The 20,878-nt window shown below is 36.3% G+C and carries 20 protein-coding genes; 15 read left to right on the top strand and 5 right to left on the bottom strand.

All coding sequences use genetic code 11. From position 1 onward, the window contains the following. Positions 1 to 162 precede the first annotated feature (162 nt). The 5 genes from D7I46_RS08120 (at position 163) to D7I46_RS08100 (ending at position 6,404) form a co-directional block, all read left to right on the top strand. Positions 163 to 1,293, top strand: coding sequence for an aminotransferase (locus D7I46_RS08120; RefSeq protein WP_120772438.1), 1,131 nt, complete (start codon positions 163 to 165; stop codon positions 1,291 to 1,293). Positions 1,294 to 2,060: 767 nt separating this feature from the next. Beyond that, positions 2,061 to 3,554 carry a basic amino acid/polyamine antiporter gene (locus D7I46_RS08115; protein ID WP_120772437.1) on the top strand — a complete coding sequence of 498 codons (1,494 nt, stop codon included), beginning with the start codon at positions 2,061 to 2,063 and terminating at the stop codon, positions 3,552 to 3,554. Positions 3,555 to 3,753: 199 nt separating this feature from the next. Then, the gene (locus D7I46_RS08110) at positions 3,754 to 4,245 is read left to right on the top strand and encodes a YbaK/EbsC family protein (protein ID WP_120772436.1); all 492 of its coding nucleotides are present in this window, start codon (positions 3,754 to 3,756) and stop codon (positions 4,243 to 4,245) included. Between the two features lie 502 nt (positions 4,246 to 4,747). Further along, positions 4,748 to 5,845, top strand: a complete 1,098-nt coding sequence (dinB, locus tag D7I46_RS08105) for a DNA polymerase IV (protein WP_120773330.1) — start codon at positions 4,748 to 4,750, stop codon at positions 5,843 to 5,845. 46 nt (positions 5,846 to 5,891) lie between these two features. Next, positions 5,892 to 6,404: a GNAT family N-acetyltransferase gene (locus D7I46_RS08100; protein ID WP_120772435.1), complete on the top strand. Its 513-nt coding sequence runs from the start codon at positions 5,892 to 5,894 to the stop codon at positions 6,402 to 6,404. Here D7I46_RS08100 and D7I46_RS08095 read toward each other — a convergent pair. After that, positions 6,389 to 7,063 carry a prepilin peptidase gene (locus D7I46_RS08095; protein ID WP_120772434.1) on the bottom strand — a complete coding sequence of 225 codons (675 nt, stop codon included), beginning with the start codon at positions 7,061 to 7,063 and terminating at the stop codon, positions 6,389 to 6,391. The genes D7I46_RS08100 and D7I46_RS08095 overlap by 16 nt on opposite strands. 163 nt (positions 7,064 to 7,226) lie before the next feature. Between D7I46_RS08095 and D7I46_RS08090 the strand changes: the two genes are divergently transcribed. Next, positions 7,227 to 7,676, top strand: coding sequence for a Dps family protein (locus tag D7I46_RS08090; protein ID WP_120772433.1), 450 nt, complete (start codon positions 7,227 to 7,229; stop codon positions 7,674 to 7,676). Positions 7,677 to 7,873: 197 nt separating this feature from the next. Here D7I46_RS08090 and D7I46_RS08085 read toward each other — a convergent pair whose 3' ends face one another. The 4 genes from D7I46_RS08085 to D7I46_RS08070 form a co-directional block, all read right to left on the bottom strand. Further along, complete coding sequence (locus tag D7I46_RS08085) at positions 7,874 to 8,260, bottom strand: rhodanese-like domain-containing protein (protein WP_120772432.1); 387 nt, start codon at positions 8,258 to 8,260, stop codon at positions 7,874 to 7,876. Positions 8,261 to 8,456: 196 nt separating this feature from the next. After that, entirely contained in the window at positions 8,457 to 9,422 is a 966-nt protein-coding gene (locus D7I46_RS08080) for an ROK family glucokinase (protein WP_120772431.1), read from the bottom strand. A 374-nt stretch (positions 9,423 to 9,796) separates the two neighbouring features. Next, complete coding sequence (locus tag D7I46_RS08075) at positions 9,797 to 10,009, bottom strand: YqgQ family protein (RefSeq protein ID WP_120772430.1); 213 nt, start codon at positions 10,007 to 10,009, stop codon at positions 9,797 to 9,799. Positions 10,010 to 10,081: 72 nt separating this feature from the next. Further along, complete coding sequence (locus D7I46_RS08070) at positions 10,082 to 11,239, bottom strand: MFS transporter (RefSeq protein ID WP_162930862.1); 1,158 nt, start codon at positions 11,237 to 11,239, stop codon at positions 10,082 to 10,084. 174 nt (positions 11,240 to 11,413) lie between these two features. On the opposite strand from D7I46_RS08070, the gene typA reads away from it, so the two are divergent. From typA to D7I46_RS08025, 9 genes are all read left to right on the top strand, one after another. After that, positions 11,414 to 13,261 carry a translational GTPase TypA gene (gene typA / locus D7I46_RS08065; RefSeq protein WP_162930932.1) on the top strand — a complete coding sequence of 616 codons (1,848 nt, stop codon included), beginning with the start codon at positions 11,414 to 11,416 and terminating at the stop codon, positions 13,259 to 13,261. 142 nt (positions 13,262 to 13,403) lie between these two features. After that, positions 13,404 to 13,673, top strand: coding sequence for a DUF3165 family protein (locus D7I46_RS08060; RefSeq protein ID WP_120772427.1), 270 nt, complete (start codon positions 13,404 to 13,406; stop codon positions 13,671 to 13,673). A 229-nt stretch (positions 13,674 to 13,902) separates the two neighbouring features. Beyond that, entirely contained in the window at positions 13,903 to 14,844 is a 942-nt protein-coding gene (locus tag D7I46_RS08055; RefSeq protein WP_120772426.1) for a class I SAM-dependent methyltransferase, read from the top strand. Between the two features lie 660 nt (positions 14,845 to 15,504). Further along, a complete protein-coding gene (locus D7I46_RS08050; RefSeq protein WP_120772425.1) occupies positions 15,505 to 16,695 on the top strand; it encodes an acetate kinase in 1,191 nt (396 codons plus the stop codon). A gap of 153 nt (positions 16,696 to 16,848) precedes the next feature. Further along, on the top strand, positions 16,849 to 17,721 hold the full coding sequence (locus D7I46_RS08045; RefSeq protein WP_120772424.1) for an Rgg/GadR/MutR family transcriptional regulator: 873 nt from the start codon (positions 16,849 to 16,851) through the stop codon (positions 17,719 to 17,721). Between the two features lie 66 nt (positions 17,722 to 17,787). After that, on the top strand, positions 17,788 to 18,405 hold the full coding sequence (locus D7I46_RS08040; RefSeq protein WP_120772423.1) for a hypothetical protein: 618 nt from the start codon (positions 17,788 to 17,790) through the stop codon (positions 18,403 to 18,405). Next, positions 18,406 to 18,972 (top strand): hypothetical protein, encoded by a 567-nt coding sequence (locus tag D7I46_RS08035; RefSeq protein ID WP_120772422.1) that lies wholly within the window; start codon positions 18,406 to 18,408, stop codon positions 18,970 to 18,972. It begins immediately after the preceding gene. A 49-nt stretch (positions 18,973 to 19,021) separates the two neighbouring features. Then, the gene (locus D7I46_RS08030; RefSeq protein WP_120772421.1) at positions 19,022 to 19,459 is read left to right on the top strand and encodes a hypothetical protein; all 438 of its coding nucleotides are present in this window, start codon (positions 19,022 to 19,024) and stop codon (positions 19,457 to 19,459) included. A gap of 166 nt (positions 19,460 to 19,625) precedes the next feature. After that, positions 19,626 to 20,822 carry an acetate kinase gene (locus D7I46_RS08025; protein ID WP_120772420.1) on the top strand — a complete coding sequence of 399 codons (1,197 nt, stop codon included), beginning with the start codon at positions 19,626 to 19,628 and terminating at the stop codon, positions 20,820 to 20,822. Positions 20,823 to 20,878 lie beyond the last annotated feature (56 nt).

Here is a 20,878-nt window from a genome sequence, read left to right as displayed (position 1 = left end):
CTTTGTGTAGCATTTTTTTGGTAAAATGATACTGACAGAATCGCTGTCAGTAAATAAAATAATGTAATTAAATGCTGTCAGTAAGAGAGGAATGCCTAATCTTAATAATGGGCTGAGTATCTACTGACAGACTTTCTGTCAGTAGATAAAATGAGGTATGAGATGGAACTTGTTCAATTTGGATGTGAAGATTGGCTAAACGTTTGGGAGAAATCCGCAAAAGTGGATATTGCTCAATCAACTATTGAGTCAATGACATTAGAAGAAATCTTAGAATTGGAGCCAGATGGTGGTAAATCGTTCATGGCGAATTTGGTGAAAGAAAAATTCAGCTATGGTTGGATTGAAGGGTCGCCAGCATTTAAAAAGGAAGTCGCAAAACTTTATGAAAAAATTCCTGTAGACAATATTCTTTCTACAAATGGTGCGACGGGTGCTAATTTTATGGTTGTTTTAGGTCTTGTCGGAGAGGGAGATCATGTTATTGCTCAGTATCCGTCCTATCAGCAGCTTTATGATTGGCCTAAAACACTTGGCGCAAAGGTAGATTATTGGCATATACACGAAGAAGAAGGGTGGCGTCCAAAACTATCAGAACTTCGTGAGCTTATAAAACCTGATACAAAATTAATCTGTTTAAACAATGCCGCTCAACCGACAGGTGCGATTTTAGATGTAGCATTTTTAAGAGAAGTATCAAAAATTGCTCGTGAAGTAGGTGCATATATTTTGTGTGATGAGGTTTATCTTCCGCTTAATGAGAAAACTGACTATGCACCGATTGCAGATATTTATGAAAAAGGAATTTCAACCAATTCTATTTCAAAAACTTACTCTGTACCAGGAATTCGTGTAGGCTGGGTAGCGACTCAAGATACTGCTTTAGCAGATGAATTTAGAAAAATACGCGACTATACACTCATTTGCACAGGAGTGTTTGATGATGCTGTTGCAGCATTAATTTTAAAACATAAAGAAAAAGTGCTTGCCAGAGCGCGTGGCATTGTCAAAGAAAATCTTGAAATCTTGAAGGAGTGGGTAAAAAACGAACCTCTCGTCTCAATGATATTTCCTAACGATGTATCAGTAAGCTTTGTAAAATTTAACGAACTCGACCCAGAAAAAACGGAAGATTTTGCGGTTAAATTGCTAAAAGAGAAAGGAGTCCTCATTATTCCAGGTAATCGTTTTGATTTACCTGGCTATGCAAGAATTGGTTACTGCACAGATAAAAAGATATTGCGTGAAGGACTCCGTTTAGTGTCAGAATATCTGAGGGAATATGAAAACTAGATGATGTAAAAATATTTTATCAAAATACACGTGCCTTAGACTGTGTTTGTTGATGCTTGTTCTGTTGTTATGTGCTTCACACGCCATTCTACGTTCTACGAATGGACAGTGAAACTCCATTTGCTCTGCTGTCCGTTTGCTTAAAGCAGCAAGAGTAAATGGCAAAGTGTCGAGTCAGGAATGTCAATCCTTGAATTTCGTCTGACTTACCTAAGATGTCAGTGCTTTATCTATGGGTTTCTGAGATAAGATAATCCCATGTCAAAGATGTGAAGGTGTACCTTAAATTCTTTGGTGAGTTGAAACTCCCACAGAATAACTCTTGCCTTTTTATCAGGAAGTGAGATAGCAATATTAATTCGTTGTCACATTTATGATGGATTAGTCAGTGAAAGAGTTATAGCTCCTGATTGAAGAGAGGTCAACTGTAGATTGGTGAGTAGGTGCTAAATGACATTGAGAGTATTCGATAGTTTATTTCAAGATTTAAGATGCGAAATTGGTACAACGAGTAAACTATGTATCTTTAACATTATTTTAAGAGCGGAAAATATTAGTAAATTTTTTTTAATTCTATTTTGATAAAGAATGTGAAAAAGGTATAATAGATAAGGTAAAAAGCATAATTATAAGAAGTTGGGATTAAATAGCTATTTTAATCTGAAAGACGACTTATATTTATAAGGTGGTATAAAAATTTTTTAGTTAATGCAATTGTTGGAGCAATCCGAGAATAGTGTATGACTAGAAATATTAGAAAGTAAAAAATGGAAAACAAGAATGAAAAAGGGATAGGTCTTTTCTCGCTGATTGCGATTATTATCTCAGGTGCAATCGGTGGTGGGGTTTTTAACCTTGCCAATGACTTAGCTACGGGAGCTACACCAGGAGGTGTCGTTGTTTCGTGGGCTTTTATCGCCTTTGGTATTCTGATGCTTGTTTTGAGTTTGAATCGATTGATTTGTATCAAGCCAAAACTTTCAGGGGTGTCAGACTATGCACGTGCTGGTTTCGGAGATTTTGTCGGATTTTTGTCAGGCTGGGGTTACTGGATATCAGCATGGACGGGGACAATTGGTTTTGGGGTCTTGATGATGACTTCAGCGGACTATTTTTTCCCTGGAAAATTTGCCGAGCAAAATGGTTCGCTCACTCTTTTGTCAATTATTATTTTATCAGTGATTTCGTGGATTTTGATGCTTCTAGTTGTTCGTGGGGTTGAGTCTGCAGCTGTGGTTAATGCAATTGTACTTATTGCAAAGTTAATCCCACTTGTTGTTTTTGTTGTTGTGGGGCTTGTCCTTTTTAAAGCTAATGTTTTTACTCAACATTTCTGGCAAACTTTTACAACTAATCTATCTGCTGATGGTTCTATTAAGAGTCTTGCATGGAGTGTCATGACGGGAAGTAGCCTTTTAGGGCAAGTCAAGACATCATTGATGGTTATGATTTGGGTGTTTGTTGGTATTGAAGGCGCAGCAATGATGGGAAATCGTGCAAAGAAAAAGGCTGATACGGGAAAAGCAACAGTGATTGGATTAGTAGTTCTTCTTGTTTTTTATATCTTGTTATCCCTTCTACCTTATGGTTTTATGAGTCAGCAGGAACTTGCCAATGTGAAAGCACCTGGTTTGGTTTATATTTTGAATCAAATGGTAGGCGGCTGGGGAGGCACTCTTATGGCAGTGGGTTTGATTATCTCGCTTTTAGGAGCTTGGTTGTCTTGGACGATGCTTCCAGTGGAAGCAACTCAGCTTCTTGCGGAACAAAAGTTACTTCCTAAATGGTTTGGTAAGCTTAATGAATACAATGCTCCCAGTAATTCATTGATGATTACACAGATTATGATTCAGATATTCATTATTATCACTTTCTTTGTAGCAAATGCTTATAATGTTTTTATTTATATGGCAACTGCGGTTATTATGATTTGTTATGCTTTAGTAGGTGCTTATCTTTTAAAATTAGGAATTCAAGAAAAATCAATAAAGAATAGCTTAATCGGTTTCTTTACATTTATTTTTCAAGCATTAGCCTTATATCTATCAGGATGGCAGTATGTTTGGCTTGCAGCAATCTTGTATATGATTGGTTTTGTGCTATTTACCTATGCGAAAAGAGAAAATAATAGAAAAGTCTCTAAGAAAGAATGGACAGCGATGGCTATGATTACTTTACTTGCGATTATGGCACTTATTGTACTGATTCATGGAGGAGAGGATGGTTCTGCGTTAGATCTTCGTGGATTGCTTGGGTTATAACAGGTTAAATGATAACTTAGAGAAATGTAGTGAAATAGAAAATGCGAGTCTGTACTTTGGGCAGATTCTATTTTTCTTTCTATGTAATTTCTACTATTATGTTGTATATTTTGTTTTTTAAAATGAAAGTAAAACTATCTCTCGAACAAGTGTAATAGTACAAGAATTCAATGATAAAAAATAGTGGAGGAATTTTTTGATGAGAACTTTTGAAGAAGTAGATCACTTGATGGCGGAACTTAATATTCCTTATGACATTGTCAATCATCCTGAGAGTCATTCTACAGAAGAATCAGATGCTTATATTGCTGGTCATGAAGGCTGCAGATCAAAAACATTGATTCTGGCGAATAAAAAATCAACACAGTTTTACATGATTATTATGGATGATGCAAAGCGTGTTGAGATGGATAGATTAGGCGAGATTTTGGGGGTGAAAAGACTTCATTTTGTATCTGAGGAACGTTTGGAAGAAATGCTCGGTTTAAGTTCGGGTATTGTTTCCCTATTTGGCTTGGTTGATACAACGTTTGATAATATGCATATCTATTTTGACCGTCAAATGCTTGAGGAACATAAAATACAAACTTTTCATCCAAATGATAATACCAAAACAATTTTCTTTCCTATGGAAGCTTGTTTTACTATCTTAGAGTCTCAAGGCTATAACTATGAAATAATAGAATTATAAAAGACACTTGTTTTTCAAGTGCTTTTTTGGTATCAAGATAATCAATGCAACTCTTTTTTTATTAGAAAATACAGAAGAAAACTTCTCCTGATTATCTTCATATCTTGATATGACTGAGTTTGTCTTTATCTTTTCCTATCTCAGTATTTTCTGTATTACACTGGACGTTTGATTGCTGTTTGGTGTTTTAGGAGGGAATACGAAACTAGGGAGAGTTGGAGTTAGGTCGTAATTTTCAGTGCTTCTGGACAAATGGTCTCACATCTTTTCATTGAGTTCGCAAGGAGAGAGACAAAATGGCAATTGTTCTTTGAAAAGAAGCATATTTTTATCGGTTTCCGTATCTTGATGGTGTTGATTATAGCTTTTCATTGGGTTCGCACGATTTAAAAATGAGTGAAAAAAGACAAATTCCAGAACCTTTGCTGCTCAAAGAACCTTGAAATTTTCTATTTTTCATCATTTCTTGGCAATCGGGCTTACATCTTGTTATAATAAAGCTATGCTAACCTTCCCATTAATTAATGATACTTCTCGTAAAATCATTCATATTGATATGGATGCCTTTTTTGCGTCGGTTGAGATTAGGGATAATCCAGAACTCAAAGGGAAGCCTGTCGTGATTGCAAGAAATCCTTTGCAGACAGGGGGGAGAGGTGTGGTTTCAACTTGCTCCTATGAGGCAAGAAGCTATGGGATTCATTCAGCAATGAGTGCGAAGGAAGCCTATGAACTCTGTCCTCAGGCCATCTTTATTTCTGGAAATTATGAAAAATACACAGAGGTAAGTAAGCAGGTTCGAGAGATTTTTAGTCGATATACAGATGAAATTGAGGCAGCATCTATTGATGAAGCCTATCTGGATGTCACAGAGAATAAAATTGGTTCGCAGTCTGCTATAAAAATAGCTAAGTTGATTCAGCATGATATTTATGTGGAATTGGGTTTGACTTGTTCAGCTGGAGTTTCTTATAATAAATTTCTTGCAAAAATTGCCTCAGATTATGAAAAACCTCATGGTCTGACCTTGATTATGCCAGAAGAGGCTAAAGATTTTTTGGCAAAGCTTCCAGTGGAAAAATTTCATGGTGTTGGTAAAGCGACGGTTCCTAAGTTACACGCCTTGGGTTTGTTTACAGGAGGAGATGTGCAAAAAGCTGATCCTGTTGATTTGGCAGAACGTTTTGGTATTTATGGATGGGAGCTTTATCAAAAGGCTAATGGAATTCATAATTCGAAAGTAAAAAATTATCGTCAAAGAAAATCTGTCGGAAAAGAGAGAACTTACGGTAAATTGCTTTATTTACCAGATGATGTTAATGCGGAATTGGGGAAGATTTCAGAAAGAGTATCACAAGCTTTGAAAAGACATGACTTAAAAGGAAATATTGTGGTTTTAAAATTGAGATATTCTGATTTTACTACTCTAACAAAACGTAAGACTTTTATAAATCAGATTGATGGTGTAGAAGAATTAACTCAAGCGGCACAGCAGATTTTTGAAGAATTAGATTATGATGAGTCGCTTGGTGTCAGACTTCTCGGGGTTACAGTGAGTGGTTTTGGACCAATCAAAGAGACATTAGATATAACATTTTGAGCGTTTTAAAGTAAATAGAGTGAATTGTAGGATAATAATTTTATTAATGGAGGGTCATGTGGAAATAAGAGCTTTGGAGCGTACGGATTTAAAAAATATACATATCATCAATAATAAGGCGGAAACAATGCGTTTATGGTTTGAAGAACCTTACGAATCTTTGGATGAGTTGACAAGCCTTTATGATAAGCATATTCACGATACTCATGAGCGACGTTTCGTTGTTGATATTGGGGGTGAGTTTGCGGGGGTAGTTGAGTTGATGTCAATAGATTATATTCATCGAACTTGTGAAATTCAGATTGTAATTATGACTAAGTTTTCAGGAAACGGTTATGCGCAAAAATCTCTGAAAAATGGTGTAGATTATGCGTTTAATACTCTCAATATGCATAAAGTGTATCTGTGGGTGGATGTTGCAAACGCACCGGCTGTGCATATTTATAAGAAGTTAGGGTTTGAAATAGAAGGGACAATAAAAGAACAATTTTTTGCTGGAGGGAAATATCATGATAGTTATTTCATGGGTATTCTAAAGTCAGATTATTTAAAGAAATAACTTTGTATGAACTGGTATAGTATTAAAGAGATATAAGCTGTTGTCAAGAATGGAATAAAGGCAATTTCTACACGTTTTTTGTGAATGACGAAATAAGTGATTCCTAAAATACTGGCAATCTGAATAACAATCATCTCCTGCAAAAACGTCAGTGAGAGAGAAGCAGAAAAAAGCCATAAGAAGTCACCGCTCCCGATTTTTAAGTCAAAAATTCCAGCGAGAATTGACAAAATTAGCCAGATATAGTCGGTCAGCACTGACGAACTTGTCAATAAAAGTATAAATGTAAAGATAATCCAGATGACAAGTGGGAAAGAGTGATAGCGATAATCAAAAGTGGATAAAATCACTGATAGAATAATAAATAAAAATTGCGTAAAATCAATCAAACCCAACCAACCACTGACAAAAATGATGCCACAACTTATCTCCAAAAATAGATAAATCAAAGATGTTTTTTTATGACAGTAACGACAACTAAATTTTGAAAAAATCTGAGAAAAGATTGGAATCAAGTCTCTTAAAGATAGAGTCCTATCACAATGATTGCAATGCGAACGTCCAAAAATGATTGACTCATGAGCTGGAATACGGTCAAGAATAACTCCAAAAAATGAACCAAAAACTGTACCGATGATAAATATATATAAAATTCCCATACTTACTTATACGAAAATTTTTGAGAATTGTTTCTGTCAGTACTGACAGAAAATAAATAAGTGAAATATTTTGAAAAAAGCTCTAATTAGTTTATAATTTATTATAGAAAGATTAAAGATTAATGGCGCAAAAGTCACTTAATCGTAAAAATGGAGGTTATTTATGTCAAACGAACACACACAAGAAGTCTTGAACCAAACAGTCGCTGACTTGTCAAAAGCAGCTGCTCTTGTCCACCAAGTTCACTGGTACATGCGTGGTCCTGGTTTCCTCTCACTTCATCCAAAAATGGACGAATTGATGGACGATTTAAATGGACATCTTGATGAATTTGCTGAACGTTTAATCACAATTGGAGGATCACCAGTTTCTACACTTGCTGAGTTCAATGAAATTTCTAAAATTGAAATGAGCACAGCGACATGGGAAAAATCAATCGCAAACCGTCTGACAGAAATTGTTATTGCTTACAAATATTTGACAGATTTGTTCAAAGATGGGATTAAGATTGCAGAAGAAGACGGTGATGATGTGACTGTCGACTTATATACCACTGCACTTGGTGATATTGAAAAAACAATCTGGATGCTTCAAGCTGAACTTGGACAATAAAAATTCTGTCAGTTCAATCCGCCTACAACAAACATTGAATGGACGGATAGAGGAATAATTAGTATCACTAATTATTCTGTCAGAAATCTAAGGTAAATGTAAGCCTTATTCTAAACGAAACGGTAAAAATCGTTTGGAAATAGCTAGTATAAAAACCCTGTCAGTATGCTGACAGGATTTTTATTTGTTTATTTATCTTAATTTCCAGATTTTGTTTTTCCTGTCCAAGCGTTGAGGCCGCCTTTGAGAAGATAAATTTCAGGGACACCTGCTTTTTTCAACTTTTTAGCAACTTTTGCTGCAGAGACAGGACGAGAAGTTTCATACATCAAAACAGGTTTATGCTTAGAAATAGCATTAAGGCTCTGGTCAATCTGACCAGAAGGCAAATTACGCGCTCCAAGGATATGATTAACACGAAATTGGTTGGCTTCACGAATATCAATTAATTGTGAAGTTGCGATTAGACGAGTAAATTCTGGTTCATCAATAACTTTTGCATTGCGACGCAAATTCCAACGAGGGTAAACGAACATCCCAATAATAACTAAAACAAGGATGATATCAATAATAATAATCAAAATAAATCTCCTTCAAGATATAAACGATAGCAGGTAAGTAATTTCTATAAAATTTGTATTTATATCATAAATAATTCGTACTTGCTAGGTAACTAAAGGTACGGGCCAAGTAGAAAATTACGATAGGTCAAAAACTATCATTTCGACTTATCACGTGACACTATTTAGGACGAGCAGTATGGTAGACGCTTTGATAAGTTTATTTAAACTTTAAAGCAAGACTTGCTGCGCCGATAATACCAGCATCATTTCCCAGTACAGCCAATTTAATCTTAGTTGTATTGCGGACTGTTGAGAAAGCATATTTCTTGAAATAACTTTCAACCTTTTCACGCAAGAACTCACCTGCGGCAGATACACCACCACCAATAACGATTGAATCAGGATTTAAAGTTGAACCGAGATTTGCACACGCAAAACCAAGATAGTAAGCAAACTTATCCACGACCGATAAACTAAATTTATCACCAGATTCAGCGGCAACAAAAATATCTTTAGAAGTAACTTCATCACCATTGTCAATAGCAGCTTTAATAGCAGAATCACCTTCGTATTCTTCCGCAAATTGTCGTGCAATACGAACAATACCAGTAGCAGAAGTTACAGTTTCTAGACAACCACGATTGCCACAAGTACATTCAAAGCCATCAGGTTCAACACAAATGTGTCCAATTTCTCCACCAGCTCCAGCGACACCATGAATTAGTTCGCCTGCAGCAATAATACCGCCACCTACACCCGTTCCAAGTGTAATGAAAACAACATCAGGATTATTTTCTCCAGCACCAACCCAACGTTCACCAAGCGCAGCAACATTGGCATCGTTGTCTAATATAAAGGGTAATCCCACACCTTCAGAAATTGGTTTTCCAACTTTTTGAGTGTCTGCCCAATTTAGATTATAAGCTGCCTTGACGGTACCTTCTGCAATATTTACAGAGCCAGGTGTTCCCATCCCAATACCGATAAAATCAGATTTATCTAAGTTATAAAGACTCAAGCGATGATTAATTGCAGCGACAATGTCAGGAACGACGTGTTTCCCATCCTCAAGAATGTTTGTTGGAATAGACCATTTATCCTGAACTTCACCTTCAAGGGTCAAAATACCAAACTTGATTGATGTTCCACCCAAATCAATACCAATAATTTTACCAGCAGTCATTACGTTTCTCCATATCCTAGTCAAAAAGGTAGCCTAGCTAATATCCATTGAAAGTTTATACTAGTTCACCTCTAAGGCTGCCTAAAGTAGATTTAGTGGATGAACAGCAGATATACTGTCTTGGCTGATTGCGAAACGCATTGCTTTCCTCATCCGTAACCTTGATGCAAACTTTTAGAAGTCAGGCAGTATTAGGAATTATACTATGGTTAATTCGTTGTAAAAATCAATAATGAATTGACGATATTAGTAACTTCGTGGCGAACGCCATACATAATACACGAATTTTAGTTGCCACCAATAAAGTTCTATTGGATTTTATTGGTGGAGTAAGTATAAACTTTGTTATGATAATTGGCTAAGCGAATAGTCCTTTAGACTTTTGATTTTTCCAATTCAATTCTCTCTTCGCGTGCTAAAATAAGCCGAGCAGTCAGGTACTCATGGTCACTTTTTTGAAATATTCCTGATTCTAACATTTTAGAAAGTTCGATTTGCATCATTTTGATGGCATCTAATCGATCAGAGAAAAGATTGATGTATCCATATTTTTTCAGCATTTCTTGCACATCATAGAGAGTTTTCATTATTACATTTTACCGTATTTGAAAGCGGTTTTCAAGTCTGGGCGGATAAGTCTATGTGTTTTTATTTGAAATTTATTTTTTGATAACTTTTGTGTAAATTTGCCAACAAAGTCCAGATAAAATAATCCCAAATCCTCCGATAATAAAAGGATAAGAGGCAAAACCAAATTGTTCAAAAATCCATCCTAGTGGGATTGGAATAATAAACATTCCAATGGTTGCAAAAGCGATGTTTAAGCTGATGACTCGTTTAGCGATACTATCTGAATATATATTATAAGTCTGCTTCATACCCATTGGATAAAGAGGAGCTAATCCCAATCCTAGCAATGTTCCTGAAAGATATTGAATGAATAATTGAGGGATGAATCCTAAAATAATGCCTAAAATGAGGAGCGAGAGATGAAATAAAATGATTGTTTGAGTGGAAAACCAACGTGCAGTAAAACCTGTCATAAACCGTCCAATTGTCAACCCGGTCCAATAAAAAGAAGTGATAGCAGCGCCAGCAGCCATTGAAAAATGCAAATGTTCTACCGCAAAACTGGAGTAGAATCTACCTATTAACAATTCTAATGCGTAGAAAAAATAGAATAATGGAAGAATAAAATGCGAAAGCTTTAATTTTGAATCTGCATCTTTTAGCTTATTATCACTAGTCAAAACGGTTTTTTCTTTGAATTTTGAGCGGGTTAAAATTGCTAAAATGAGAATAAGAATCTGAAAGAATGAAATAATCGCAACTCCAAGCTGCCAACTTCGATGGGGTTGGAGAGAAAAAGCAACTATAAACGAACTTGCCATTACACCTACTCCATAGAAAGCGTGTAAGAAGTTCATCAGACTATTGCTGAAATGTTTAGCTGCAAAATCATTAACAGTAATATCAACGGAACCTTGTCCAAAACCTAGCAAGATACAAGAAAGTAGCATCGTAAAAAATGTACTTCCTAATCCGAGAGTAGCAAGGCCAAGGATAGTAAGTAATGTACTGAAAATGATAAATTTATCCATTGTCCAAATTTTTGCTAATTTGGGATAGAGGATTGTTGAACAAAAAGAGAAACCAAGCTGTATTGCTCCAAGTATTCCAATCATATCAATAGGAAAAGAATAGGTTTGACGGATTGCTGGCCAAGCACTTCCCATCACAGAATCGGGAAGACCCAAACTGATAAAAATAATGAAGACGATAAAAATAAGAAAAGTCGATATTTTTTGAGTGGTCATGCTTTCATTATATCGAAAATTAAAAGAAAGCGCTCGAAACATAAAAATTAAAGTATTTTTTAATTCATTTTTAATCAAAAAAGCTTTATAAGACTTGTAAACGTGTGCATTTACAGCTTTTAAAAAAGTGTGCTATAATGAGTTAGATATATACGAAAGTAAGGTATGATAAAATTGACTAAATTACGCGAAGATATTAGAAATGTCGCTATTATTGCTCACGTTGACCACGGCAAAACAACATTGGTTGATGAACTCTTGAAGCAATCACATACATTGAGTGAACGTACTCAACTGGCTGAACGTGCGATGGATTCTAATGCGCTTGAGCAAGAACGCGGGATTACAATCCTTGCAAAAAATACTGCGGTTGAATATAACGGAACACGCATTAATATCTTGGATACACCAGGTCACGCGGACTTCGGTGGAGAAGTTGAGCGGATTATGAAGATGGTTGACGGGGTTGTGCTTGTCGTTGATGCTTATGAAGGCACAATGCCTCAAACACGTTTCGTGTTGAAAAAGGCTTTGGAACAAAACTTAACTCCTATCGTGGTGGTAAACAAAATTGACAAACCGTCTGCTCGTCCAGCAGAAGTTGTTGATGAAGTATTGGAGCTTTTCATCGAACTTGGTGCAGATGATGACCAACTTGATTTCCCAGTGGTTTATGCTTCTGCAATCAATGGTTCTTCATCAATGTCTGATGACCCTGCTGATCAAGAACACACAATGGCAAATATCTTCGATACAATCATTGACCATATCCCTGCACCAGTAGATAATTCTGATGAACCTTTGCAGTTCCAAGTTTCACTCTTGGACTACAATGACTATGTTGGTCGTATCGGTATCGGACGTGTTTTCCGTGGAACAATCAAAGTTGGAGACAATGTTACGTTGTCAAAACTTGATGGTACGACAAAAAATTTCCGCGTGACGAAACTTTTTGGTTTCTTTGGTCTTGAACGTCAAGAAATCCAAGAAGCAAAAGCAGGAGATTTGATCGCGGTTTCTGGGATGGAAGATATCTTTGTTGGTGAAACTGTAACTCCAACAGACCATGTTGAACCATTGCCAGTATTGCACATTGATGAGCCTACTTTGCAAATGACATTCCTTGTCAATAATTCTCCATTTGCTGGTCGTGAAGGAAAATGGGTAACTTCACGTAAAGTTGAAGAACGTTTAGTTGCTGAGTTGCAAACCGATGTATCACTTCGTGTCGAAAGTACAGAATCACCTGATAAATGGATTGTGTCCGGTCGTGGTGAATTGCATTTGTCAATCTTGATTGAAACAATGCGTCGTGAAGGCTATGAGCTTCAAGTTTCCCGCCCAGAAGTTATTATCAAAAACATTGACGGTGTAGATTGTGAACCTTTTGAACGTGTGCAAATTGATACACCTGAAGAATATCAAGGTTCTATTATCCAAGCACTTTCTGAACGTAAGGGTGATATGCTTGATATGCAAATTACTGGAAATGGTCAAGCACGTTTAATTTTCCTTGTGCCTGCACGTGGTTTGATTGGATTCACAACTGAATTTATGTCTATGACTCGCGGTTATGGGATTATGAACCATACTTTTGACCAATATTTACCAACGGTTAAAGGAAACATTGGCGGACGTCATCGTGGTGCATTGATTTCGATGGATTCTGGTCAAGTAACGGCTTATGCAATGGGTTATGTGCAAGAACGTGGAACATTGTTTGTTGAAGCTGGGACTGAAGTATATGGTGGTATGATTGTCGGAGAACACAGCCGTGACAATGACTTGACTGTAAATATCACTAAAGCAAAACAACAAACAAACGTTCGTTCAGCAAATAAAGACTCTACTTCTGTTTTGAACACTTCTAAAATTCTTTCTCTTGAAGAATCTTTGGAATTCCTCGGTGATGACGATTATTTGGAAATCACACCAGAATCTATTCGCTTGCGTAAACAGATTTTAGACAAAGCAATGCGTGAAAAAGCAGCGAAAAAGAAAAAGACTGCTGACGAAGAATGAAGTTAAAACTGATTCAGTGACCCGATTTAACTTTTACTGACAAGTTCCGTCAGTATGCTGACAAACTGTCAATGATGGGCTAAAACTACTTTAATACAATGCTTTAGCTAGAAAAATTTGACCACATCTGGAAGGAGGAAAAATGTTTTACATCATTCTTTTGATTCTGATTGCCTTTACTTATATTTTCTTAATGCCTAAAGACATTCGACGAAGCATGGATATTTTCTTCTTCGCTGGTGTGGGAGTGCTTGTCATTGCTTTTGCAGTAGCACAAGCATTTAGTCACCAGACATTACTTTTGGAAATTTTGGTGATAATTGCAATGCTTGGTGTTATGGTAAAAGCTTGGGTTGAGATTGGGAATCTTGATAAGCGTCATCGTCGTAGCGGTGCAAATCGTAAAAGATAAAAAGAGCTGTCAGTATACTGACAGTTCTATTTCATTTTGGAAATTAACCGAGTTTGGTGCGCTAAAAGATGGGTAATTAGATAAATTGGAGAATTGTGCTTTCGCACGAACCATCCAATTTTCTGTCTTCGTTCTTTTGCTTAGGAGCTAAAGCTCCAAGAACAAAAGACAAATTGCTCCGCTTTTAAGTGAGTGCCTTTCACATCTTAAATGAGAGGAGATATTGAAAATGAATATGGAAAAAGTTGCTCAGGCTTTTGAGTTAGTCATAGCAAATATTGAAAAAATTTCAGAAGAATTAGATACAGATTTTTATGATGCTTTTGTAGAACAAAATGCAACTTATTTAGGTTCTGCACAGTTGTCAAAGCTGTCAGTGCTTACAGAAAATAATGACAAACTTCGTCAGTTAAGCTTGAATAGAATGGAATGGCAGAAACTATTTCAGTTTGTTCTGCTAAAAGGTGCTCAAGTCGCACCAATGCAAGCAAATCATGCAATGACTCCAGATGCAATTGGAGTAATCTTTAATTTTATCATTGAACATTTGAACAAAAATGCAGAACTACGTTTGATTGAGTTTGGGTCAGGTACAGGAAATTTGGCAGAAACGTTACTTGTTAATTTGCAGAAAAAAGTAGATTATGTTGGTTTCGAGGTTGATGATTTGTTGTTGGATTTGGCAGCATCAATGTCAGAGATTATCGGTACAAATGCAACTTTTATGCAACTTGATGCAGTACAATCGCAAGTTATCGCGCCAGCTGATGTTGTAATCAGCGACTTGCCGATTGGATTTTATCCAGATGATAAAACTGCGAGTCATTTTGAAGTGAGAGAACGGTCAGGGCATACCTTTGCACATCATTTGCTGATTGAACAGTCTTTTAAATACTTGAAAGAAGGGGCATTCGGAATTTTTCTTGCGCCGGAGGATTTGCTGACAAGTCCTCAAGGAGAATTGTTGAAAAAATGGATAAGTGCGCATGGTAGCATTATGGCAGTGATTACTTTACCAAAATCATTATTTAATGCAGATTCCAAAGCCATTTATCTCTTGAAAAAAGGACCGGCATCACACGCAACCTTTGTTCATCCCTTGTCATCGCTGACAGACCGTGAAAGTTTGCAAAATTTCATGACAGAATTTACCAAAACTGTCAAATTATGATTTTATATACCGGCTTCAACTTCATCAGTAGGGGATTCTTTTTTTCCTACTAATGTTTAGGGTGCAAACTCTAGGTGTAACAACTAAGCGAGAACATCAAAGATATGAGGTTACCCTGTCCCTGAGGTCTAAGTGCTAAGGCACTAGGGCAGTAGAATGAAAGTAGAAATTGCCATTTCGCCTTATTACTTTAGCGATTTAGAGCAAATGGACGGCGTAGCGAAGCGGATATAGCAGGCACTTGCTTGGTTAAAAACTAATGAACAATGGTTTTCCTAAAAATCAATTCTGTCAGTATGCTGACAGAATTTTTCATCCACTGACAAACTTTCTGCCAGTAAATTTTGGTAACAAGTTCCTTGTCAGTACTTCAACTTAAGAACAATGAATCTAATGATGTGGTTTATATTATACGTTTGTTGCCTCTTGCAAAATCTGACAATGAAGCAGCAGTATAGCACAACTTTATAGAGGAAAAATAGCATCACGACAGATTAATTGAAAACTGACTTTGCTAAAGTTCTATTGTGTTTCAGAATAGAATGAGTAGATTTGTCATCCAGATTTTAGGTGACTTTTATACGACTATGTCGAAACACCAAAACCAAATGATTTGTGTTATAATTTACTCGTATTTATATTCAAGGAAGGTTTATAATCATGACAAAAACACTCGCAGTCAATGCTGGTTCATCATCAATGAAATGGCAAATGTATGAAATGCCAGAAGAAAAAGTTCTTGCTAAAGGACTGATTGAACGCATTGGGCTGAAAGATTCAATTACGACAGTAAAATTTGGAGATCAGAAGGAAGAACGTGTGCTTGATATTGAAAATCATACACAAGCTGTTCATATTTTACTTGATGACCTCAAACGTTTCCACATTGTAGAAGAATTTTCAGAAATCACAGGTGTTGGTCACCGTGTTGTCGCTGGTGGTGAACTTTTTAAAAAGTCAACAGTAGTTACACCTGAAGTCCTTCAACAAGTTAAAGAATTATCAGCGCTTGCTCCATTACATAATCCAGCTAATGCCGCTGGTATTGAGGCTTTCATGAACCTCTTGCCAGATGCAACATCTGTTGTTGTCTTCGACACCGCCTTCCATACGACGATGCCAGAAAAAGCTTATCGCTATCCACTACCCAAAAAATATTACACTGAAAATGGAGTGCGCAAGTATGGAGCGCACGGTACTTCACATGACTATGTTTCAAAAGAAGCAGCAAAATTGCTCGGTAAACCGATTGAAGAAACAAAAATCATCACTGCTCATATCGGAAATGGTGCATCAATCACAGCCGTTAAAGCAGGAAAATCTGTAGATACTTCAATGGGCTTCACACCACTTGCTGGTGTAATGATGGGAACACGTACTGGTGAAATGGATCCTTCTGTTTTCCCTTATCTCATCGCCAATGATTCAGAACTTAAAGATGCACAAGATGTTGTTGATATGATGAATAAAAAGTCAGGACTTCTTGGTGTTTCAGGAATTTCATCAGATATGCGTGAAATCATTGATGCAAAAGATACAAACGCTGATGCTAAGCTTGCCTTTGAAATGTATGTTGACCGTATTCAAAAATTCATTGGTCAATACTTAGCTGTCTTGAATGGTGCAGATGCACTTGTCTTCACTGCTGGTGTGGGAGAAAATTCAGTACCTGTTCGTGAGGCAGTATTAGCAGGTTTGACTTGGTTTGGTATTGAAATTGACCCAGCTAAAAATGTTTTTGGTGTTGAAGGAGAGATTTCAACACCAAGTTCACGTGTAAAAGTTTATGTCATTCCTACGGATGAAGAACTTGTGATTGCACGCGATGTAGAAACGCTAAAAGTGAAATAAGCCAATAAAATTTAAAAATCCTCTAACTTTTTTGTTGGAGGCTTTTTTGTCGTTAAAATTAATATTTGGAGATATAGAAAACAACATATAAATGATATAATAAAACGAAAAGATGACTTTTGTATTTCAAAGATTACAAATAAAGGAGTGGAAATGGATAATGAGTTTGGAAAAACATTTCATGAGATAAGGTTATCTAAGCGTTTATCAATGGATAAAGTTGGAGGAAAAGAAGTATCGAAAGCACAAATTTCACGCTTTGAAGCAGGAATTAGTGAACTGACGATTGAAAAATTTTTTATCTTGTTAGAAAATATGCGTGTGGGAATTGATGAATTTGAAAGTATTCTTGAGGATTATACACTTTCTAATGAATATAAGTTTCGACAAGAACTCATCATGGCGTATGATGCAAAAGATGCACATAAGTTACGTAAAATGTACCTTGAATGTGAAGAGAAAATAAAAAAAGAACCTGATGTCATCTATCATCAACTGACAGCGACGGTTGTGAAAGTAACGCTCAATCTGGTTGTTAAAAATTTACGATTTTCGTCGAAAGAGATAGGGCAAATTCAAGAATATCTGCTTAGTGTGGATAACTGGGGACGTTATGAATTTTGGGTTTTTGGAAATACTGTGACGATTTTAAAAGACAGTATTTTAAGACTTCTCGGAACAGCGGCGTTAGGAAAGACTGAATTCTATCAAATATTACCTAATAATAGACGATTAGCGATTAGAACTTTTTATAATCTTGCCTATATTGCATTAGAACGTGGCAATCTCGAACTTTCATTGAAGTACATTAAGCATTTAGATAATATGGATATTTCAATTGATTACTTATATGAAAAGCTATTAATTAAGTATATAAAAGGTTGGTATGCTCATAAAAAGGGACTTCCCAGAGGTTCTAAAGAAATGTTAGAGTGTGTTGAAATGTTGGAAGAACTCGGCTGTAGCGATAAAGCACGAGAATTACGAGAGGAGATTGCGAGTATATTACATTTTTCAGATATGTAACGAATAAAATTTTGTAACCATTTTTTTGTTAAAATAACCTTAACAAAAACAAAGGAGACTAATTATATGAAAATTAGTAAAATCATAGCGAGTGCAATTCTTACACTTTCAGTCGCAGGGACGGTAGGTGTAGGCTATTCCGTAAAAGCTTCAACGACTACAACAACTGACCGAATCACAAGAGAAGTGAATCTCGAATTTGCCAATCTTCAAGATTCCGATAAAGTGATTCCACAAGCAGATGGAGGTTATCTTTATACTGCAAACAGCGCTTCAGATTCTTCAGCTGTTACCGTTGCACAAGCTAAGACAAATATCATTGCTAGCTATGAAACAAGTTTACAAAAAACAAGTAGTGCTTTAACGATAGTGCCATTAAGCACAAGTTATCCTGTAACCGCAAAAGCACTTAGTCCTGGAGATACTTACTATTCTGATACTTTTTCGGGTTCAGGATGGAAATATTCTGGTTATAAATTCTACAATACAAGTGGAAGCCACTATATGCTCTGGGAAAATGTTAATGCTTCAGGTCAAGTCATGGATGCAGGGGGAACAGTACTTAAATATTTAGGAGCAGATGCATCGTTTGTGAGCGTTTACGACTCTTATAGTATCTATCAAATTTATGGCATTCAAAATCCCGGAAGTTCTGCTGCATTCTATGTTGTAACAGGAGAATAAATGAAAAATAGCAGGATTTTTCTAGTATCCATTTTTCTAGTATCCATTTTTGGCGGTCTGTCAGCGTGCAGTACTGACCACACCATCTCTTCAACAACGCCTATAAGTACTCAGAAAGCTGTCAGCAAGACTAACACTGCATTTCAAATAGGGAGTGATATTGATAATGGTGCGACTACTTTAACAGGAAATGACGCAAAAGTTATTATCAACTCATATAAGCTTACGACGGATGCCTCCGGTGCTAAAGTCATGCGGTTCGTCATTACGTTTGATAATAAGACTAATCATACGGTTAATTTGGTTGATTTTGTGAAAAATCGTGTTCAAATTCATCAAATGTGGGTTTCTCAAGACAAAAAAGATTTTCCGCTGAAGGTTAATACTGCCATGATTGCAAATTCAGAATATGAAAAAATTAAGGCACATGATATGGCACAGGTGGTATTTGATGCTGAAATCTTAACAAACCAGCTTTCACAATCACCAAATGATAATATACTCGTTCTTGGAATCAGCCAAAAAGCAGGAAATCATTTTGCTGGAGGAATGACGATTCCGCTTTAATCATAAAATAATAGAAATATGAGATAATGCAGGTCTCAAGGGAAATAACATGAAAAAATGGCGACTTATTTTCTTTTCACTTTTAATTATTGGTTTACTTGGTGGACTCTCCGCTTGTGGCGCTAAGGAGAATTCTTCATCTAAAACCCAACCGTCAGTTTCATCAAAAGTTACTGTGAAAAAAGACACTTACTCTGAAGTGAAAAATCAGACGATAAACAATGCCCTACGCGCCTATCCAACATTGGCAGATTTTAATAAAGCGATTTCTTATCCAGCTTTAAAGTCACTTCAGATTGATGACAACACGCGAATTATTAAGTTGGTTAATAATGGAAAAGCGGGTGGTTGGGTTATTGTGAAAAAAGGGACTCAACCTGATGCAACAGTTAGTACTGATAACGATGGTTCTCCAGTAAAAGCTAATGACTCTCGCGGTGCTACGGTTGGTGAGATTCGACAAGCTTTTAAAGACTATAAAAAATAATTAGAAATCTATCAATTCGTTTTTGATAGATTTTTGATTTTCACTAAAACATTTTGTGGCTTCATAAAAGTGCCGTTCATGGATTACAAAAGAAATATCATTTGGAATATGATATACTATAGAGGATAAAATAAAACGTATACATTTTGAAAGGACTGAATATTTTATGGGAAAAACACTCGCGATTAACGCAGGTTCATCATCATTAAAATGGCAGCTCTATGCAATGCCAGAAGAAACAGTAATTGCAAAGGGAATTTTTGAGCGTATTGGTCTTCCTGAGTCAATTTCGACGACAAAATTTGGCGGAGAGTCACATACAAGAAAACAAAATATTGTTGATCATAGACAAGCAGTTTTGCTTTTAATGGATGAATTGATTCATTTTAATTTGATTAAGGAATTCCGCGAGATTACAGGTATTGGTCACCGTGTTGTTGCTGGTGGAGAGTTTTTTAAAAGCTCTACAGTGATTACGCCCGAAGTTTTGGAAGAAATCAAAAATCTTTCTATTTTAGCTCCTTTGCACAATCCAGCAAATGTTTTGGGGATTGAAGCTTTCCAACGTTTACTACCAGATACTTTAGCTGTCGCTGTTTTTGATACAGCTTTCCATACGACTTTACCAGAAAAAGCTTATCGCTATCCAATCCCAACAAAATATTATAGTGATTATTCGATTCGTAAATATGGCGCTCATGGAACATCTCATATGTATGTTTCTCAAGAAGCTGCAAAATTCTTAGACCAACCGATTGAAGATTTAAAATTAATTACTGCTCATATTGGTAATGGGGCTTCCATTACTGCAATTGATGGAGGAAAATCAATTGATACTTCAATGGGCTTCACGCCACTTGCTGGTGTGATGATGGGGACGCGTTCAGGTGAAATGGATGCATCGGTGATTCCTTATATGTTGGAAAGCGACCCTAGTTTGAGAACAGCACAGGATGTTATTGATGTTCTAAATAATAAATCAGGAGTGCTTGGAGTTTCTGACTTATCAAGTGATATGCGTGATTTGCAAGCAGCTAAAGAGCAAGGTAATCCTAAGGCTATTTTGGCGTATGAAATGTATGTTGATCGCATCAAAAAATTTATTGCGCAATACTTTGGAGTGCTCAATGGTGCGGATGCTCTCATCTTTACAGCGGGAGTTGGAGAAAACGATACAGATGTGAGACGGGATGTTGTTAATGGTTTATCATGGTTTGGTATGGAACTTGATGAAACAAAGAATGTCCGTGGTGCATTTGGAGAAATTTCGATGCCAGATTCAAAGGTAAAAGTGCTTGTTATTCCTACAAACGAAGAATTAGTAATTGCGCGTGATGTTGAAGTTGCCAAACAAAACAAATAATTTTATGTTTTACTGGCAATTTTTGTAAGTATTTTTATAACTTTTGGACAAATTCT

It is taken from the genome of Lactococcus allomyrinae, from assembly GCF_003627095.1.
Taxonomy (GTDB): Bacteria; Bacillota; Bacilli; order Lactobacillales; family Streptococcaceae; genus Lactococcus; species Lactococcus allomyrinae.
This window is presented reverse-complemented; position numbering and strand designations above follow the sequence as displayed.

Coding starts and splice junctions, on each gene's coding strand:
- D7I46_RS08120 (WP_120772438.1), top strand. CDS start 163: ATGGAACTTGTTCAATTTGGATGTGAAGATTGGCTAAACGTTTGGGAG.
- D7I46_RS08115 (WP_120772437.1), top strand. CDS start 2,061: ATGGAAAACAAGAATGAAAAAGGGATAGGTCTTTTCTCGCTGATTGCG.
- D7I46_RS08110 (WP_120772436.1), top strand. CDS start 3,754: ATGAGAACTTTTGAAGAAGTAGATCACTTGATGGCGGAACTTAATATT.
- dinB (WP_120773330.1), top strand. CDS start 4,748: ATGCTAACCTTCCCATTAATTAATGATACTTCTCGTAAAATCATTCAT.
- D7I46_RS08100 (WP_120772435.1), top strand. CDS start 5,892: ATGGAGGGTCATGTGGAAATAAGAGCTTTGGAGCGTACGGATTTAAAA.
- D7I46_RS08095 (WP_120772434.1), bottom strand. CDS start 7,063: ATGGGAATTTTATATATATTTATCATCGGTACAGTTTTTGGTTCATTT.
- D7I46_RS08090 (WP_120772433.1), top strand. CDS start 7,227: ATGTCAAACGAACACACACAAGAAGTCTTGAACCAAACAGTCGCTGAC.
- D7I46_RS08080 (WP_120772431.1), bottom strand. CDS start 9,422: ATGACTGCTGGTAAAATTATTGGTATTGATTTGGGTGGAACATCAATC.
- D7I46_RS08075 (WP_120772430.1), bottom strand. CDS start 10,009: ATGAAAACTCTCTATGATGTGCAAGAAATGCTGAAAAAATATGGATAC.
- D7I46_RS08070 (WP_162930862.1), bottom strand. CDS start 11,239: ATGACCACTCAAAAAATATCGACTTTTCTTATTTTTATCGTCTTCATT.
- D7I46_RS08060 (WP_120772427.1), top strand. CDS start 13,404: ATGTTTTACATCATTCTTTTGATTCTGATTGCCTTTACTTATATTTTC.
- D7I46_RS08055 (WP_120772426.1), top strand. CDS start 13,903: ATGAATATGGAAAAAGTTGCTCAGGCTTTTGAGTTAGTCATAGCAAAT.
- D7I46_RS08050 (WP_120772425.1), top strand. CDS start 15,505: ATGACAAAAACACTCGCAGTCAATGCTGGTTCATCATCAATGAAATGG.
- D7I46_RS08045 (WP_120772424.1), top strand. CDS start 16,849: ATGGATAATGAGTTTGGAAAAACATTTCATGAGATAAGGTTATCTAAG.
- D7I46_RS08040 (WP_120772423.1), top strand. CDS start 17,788: ATGAAAATTAGTAAAATCATAGCGAGTGCAATTCTTACACTTTCAGTC.
- D7I46_RS08035 (WP_120772422.1), top strand. CDS start 18,406: ATGAAAAATAGCAGGATTTTTCTAGTATCCATTTTTCTAGTATCCATT.
- D7I46_RS08030 (WP_120772421.1), top strand. CDS start 19,022: ATGAAAAAATGGCGACTTATTTTCTTTTCACTTTTAATTATTGGTTTA.
- D7I46_RS08025 (WP_120772420.1), top strand. CDS start 19,626: ATGGGAAAAACACTCGCGATTAACGCAGGTTCATCATCATTAAAATGG.